3 protein-coding genes and 2 pseudogenes are annotated in these 3,555 nt (G+C 35.0%); 2 read left to right on the forward strand and 3 right to left on the reverse strand.

Annotated elements, in window-relative coordinates; translation table 11 throughout:
• Positions 1–28 precede the first annotated feature (28 nt).
• Positions 29–880 (reverse strand): annotated as a pseudogene (locus Wcon_RS09480) (IS630 family transposase).
• A gap of 53 nt (positions 881–933) precedes the next feature.
• Here Wcon_RS09480 and Wcon_RS09485 point away from each other — a divergent pair.
• Positions 934–1,789 (forward strand): annotated as a pseudogene (locus Wcon_RS09485) (IS4 family transposase); the annotation flags it as partial.
• Complete coding sequence (locus tag Wcon_RS11500; RefSeq protein ID WP_114517941.1) at positions 1,767–2,003, forward strand: hypothetical protein; 237 nt, start codon at positions 1,767–1,769, stop codon at positions 2,001–2,003. The pseudogene Wcon_RS09485 and the gene Wcon_RS11500, both read left to right, overlap by 23 nt.
• A 29-nt stretch (positions 2,004–2,032) precedes the next feature.
• Here the strand turns inward: Wcon_RS11500 and Wcon_RS09495 are convergent, their stop codons facing one another.
• Both Wcon_RS09495 and Wcon_RS09500 read right to left on the reverse strand, forming a co-directional pair.
• On the reverse strand, positions 2,033–2,446 hold the full coding sequence (locus tag Wcon_RS09495) for a hypothetical protein (protein ID WP_114517942.1): 414 nt from the start codon (positions 2,444–2,446) through the stop codon (positions 2,033–2,035).
• Positions 2,447–2,674: 228 nt separating this feature from the next.
• Positions 2,675–3,555 (reverse strand): IS256 family transposase (locus Wcon_RS09500; RefSeq protein WP_114517943.1); only part of this gene is annotated, 881 nt, incomplete at its 5' end.

Below are 3,555 nucleotides of genomic sequence, written 5' to 3' on the forward strand. Positions count from 1 at the left end.
TAGCTCTTTTCATAATAGTCCGAAAAGCTTATAGAAAAGCGGAATCAACAGCATGACGAAAAGATGTGAATAGAGGGATGTTTTTCCTAGCTCTGTTTTTTATAGCAAACCAATGATGCTCAATTTTGTTAAAATCGGGAGAATAAGGCGGTAGATATAAAATTTCTGCGCCAACTCCTTTAGCAAATTCAGTAATCTTATTAGACTTATGAAAAGTAGCATTATCAAGGATAACAGTTTGTCCAGGTTTCAAAATCGGTGTCAGAAACTGCTCAAACCATTTATTAACATATTACAGTGGCCTTCAAATGTTAACGGAACAACTATTTTCCTGCCGTTTAAGGCTGCAATCATACTGATTCGTTGAATTTTTTTACCAGATTTTAGAGCATAAAACCTCTGTCCCTTCTGGCAATATCCATAAGGGTAGTCCTCGGTGTTATCAATGCCAGACTCATCTATATAAACTAAGTTTTGAGGTTCTTTTGTTGCTATAATTTTCAAAAATTCAGCGCGTTTTTCTTCGTCCCTTTCTTTGTATCCATATGTCTTTTTTTGCGTGTGAGTCCAATTTTTTTAAGAGCTCGATGAATCGTTGGGATACTAACATTGCTCCAAAGCTTAGCCATTTCCGATAGAGTTTTTCCACCATATTTTTTAGCAAATTCAGTAAATTTATTCCAGTCAGTAATTTTGTGATTATAACCTCCATTTCCAAGTTTTTTTGACTGAAAATCTCCTGTTTCTTTTTTCTTTGCTGCCACTCCCATAACGTAGTTCTTCCAATTTTAAATCTTGCTGCCACTGCTTCTCTGCTTTCTCCTTCTTCTAGTGATTCCATTGCTTTTTTTCTTAAATCATAACTATATGCTGCTGGCATACTTACCTTCACTACTATAAAATCTTATTTTACCTCGTTTGTACTATTATGAAAAGAGCTATACCGTCTGTGACAGAGAAGCAGATATGTATGATTTATTTGAAGTTGCTTCCACTAATCAATCTCTTTTTGTAGTAAGAGGAAATCAAAACAGAACAGTAAATAAGAAGTCGACTTATTCTGAAAAAGGTGGTGAAAGGTTGTGGGATTTGATGAATCGCATGTCTTGTCAAGGAGAAATACAAGTCTGCTCTCAATGATAAACCTCAAAGAACAACAGTTTTAGAAGTAAAGTTTAGCAATTTTGTGATGAATGCATCACAAAATAACGCTAGACGTAAAACCCAAAAACTTCCTAATTTAAGTTTAAATGCTGTCTATGCTATAGAAAAATACCCCCCGTTTGGCGAAGAGCCTATGAACTGGATTTTGTTGACAAATATAAATATTAATAACTTTGAAGAAGCAGTAGAAAAAATACAATGGTATTGCTTAAGATGGAGAATAGAGATTTTTCATAAAATTTTGAAATCCGGTCTTAAAGTTGAAGAATGTAGGCTCCAAACAGCAGATAGGTTAATCCGCTTTCTTACAATTATGAGTATAATTGCATGGAGAATATTTTTTATCACACTATTAGCTAGAACAAATCCAAATCTTTCTTGCACTTTCATACTGACTGACGACGAATGGAAGGTTTTATATACCAAAATGCTTAAGACAAAAAACTATCCTGAGACTCCACCACCTATAAGAGAAATTGTGAGGTGGGTGGCCAAGTTAGGAGGGTTTTTAGCTCGCAAAAATGACTTAGAACCAGGCCCTATAGCTTTGTGGAAGGGATGGAGACGTCTCTTTGATTTAGCAGAAGGATGGAGACTTGCTCATGAATTCTATACTTGTGGGTAATAGTAAGGTTCGGGGAGAGGCTGTTGGAAAAGTGCTGAATACAGTAACTCGCTGGCTGCCTACTCTACGCATGCACGGTTTTGGTGGGAGAGTCATAGCGATAAAACTTAATTCAGGAGGATTTAAAACTATGACTTCTACCAAACACTCAAGTCACTCAGTCCAGCATAGCAAGTCAAGTGGAAATAGGAGGAGTATAAGTGCTCCAGGTTAAAATAACAGATTTTTAGGCAAGGCCAAGGGTTATAAATTACCTTTCTTCAAGCCGGTTTTTGAGATTACAATTTTATTTACCTCTTTTGAGTGGCTCTCTACAGTTGGAGTTACATTAAATTCTACTATGTTTTTATCCAAAGTTACATCATTTACCACATAGTCAGAATTCAAAAGATCACTATAATAGCTTCCGCTTCTCCAGCTACCCTCTGATATTTGCAAATACTCTTTGTCTAGCCATATAAGAGATGTTCTCTCATGATCTTTATGAGAAAATGCTAAATTTTCATCTTCTTTTCCACACGGGTGAAGCACCAGCGAGTATAAGTAAAAATCATCTTTAATATGCTGACCATCTTTATTATATTTGTGTACTTCATAGTAAGAGCTATCATTAACAAATTCTGAATCATTATTGAAAAAATCTATAAAGTATGTCATGATGTTAGCCTCTTTTATTAATAAACTACTAATAGTGTAACTAATATTTTTATATAAGTCAATATAAGTTAATTTATTAACTAAAATTTTGAACTAAACTCATAAGTAACTTGTCATTCCTTACTGGAAAGATTTTCCTGCTTTTAACTATTTGTTAATATGTATCAAGATCTTCGCTATTTTATGTTAATATCGGGAATGTTCAAAAAAGTGTGTCAAGCCGCATTTTTAGTTCAACTCAATTTTCAACCTATCTGGAAAGAAAATATCAAGTTGAGACATAGTTAAAGCCCAATTAGGGAGAGCCATAATCCACTTTTGCTCTACCTTTTTTATAGCACAATATACCTGTTTGTACAAGGCATTTGTACTAGTAAATGAACCCTTAGTTTTAGTAAATTTCCTGATTTGTCTATGCAACCCCTCAATTGGATTAGTGGTGTAAATCAGCTTCCTAACTGGCCCAGAATACTTAAAATAACTGGATAAGTTTTCCCAATTGTTCTGCCAGGATTTTATAACTAAAGGATACTTTTCTCCCCATTTTCCTTCCAGCTCAAGCAGATAATTCTCAGCAATTTCTTTACTTGAAGCACGATATATTTTTTTCAGATCATTCATGAAAACTTTCACATCTTTACTGGATACATATTTCAGAGAATTTCTTATTTGGTGTACTATACATAGCTGCACTTCTGCACTGGGAAATACACTGTTGATGGCTGCAGGAAAGCTTTTTAGCCCATCTACACATGCAATCAGAATATCTTCTACTCCTCTTTCTTTGAGGTTATTTAGCACTTCCAACCAAAAGTTAGCTCCTTCACTTTCAGCCAAATAAAAGCCCAGGACTTCTTTTCTGCCATTTTGGTCTATGCCCAATATATTGTACATACATTTACTTACGCAATGTCCATCCTCCTTGACCTTAAAGAACATCCCATCCATAAATACTATCGGGTATACTGATTGCAGTGGACGACTACGCCATTCATTGATTATAGGCAGTAATTTGTCGGTAATACTTGATATCTCTGCTACCGATATTTTGTGATCATAAATTTCCTCAACGTGTGACGCTATATCTCTATAGCTCATACCACTGGCAA

This window comes from Wolbachia endosymbiont of Cylisticus convexus (genome assembly GCF_003344345.1).

Coding starts and splice junctions, on each gene's coding strand:
- Wcon_RS11500 (WP_114517941.1), top strand. CDS start 1,767: ATGAATTCTATACTTGTGGGTAATAGTAAGGTTCGGGGAGAGGCTGTT.
- Wcon_RS09495 (WP_114517942.1), bottom strand. CDS start 2,446: ATGACATACTTTATAGATTTTTTCAATAATGATTCAGAATTTGTTAAT.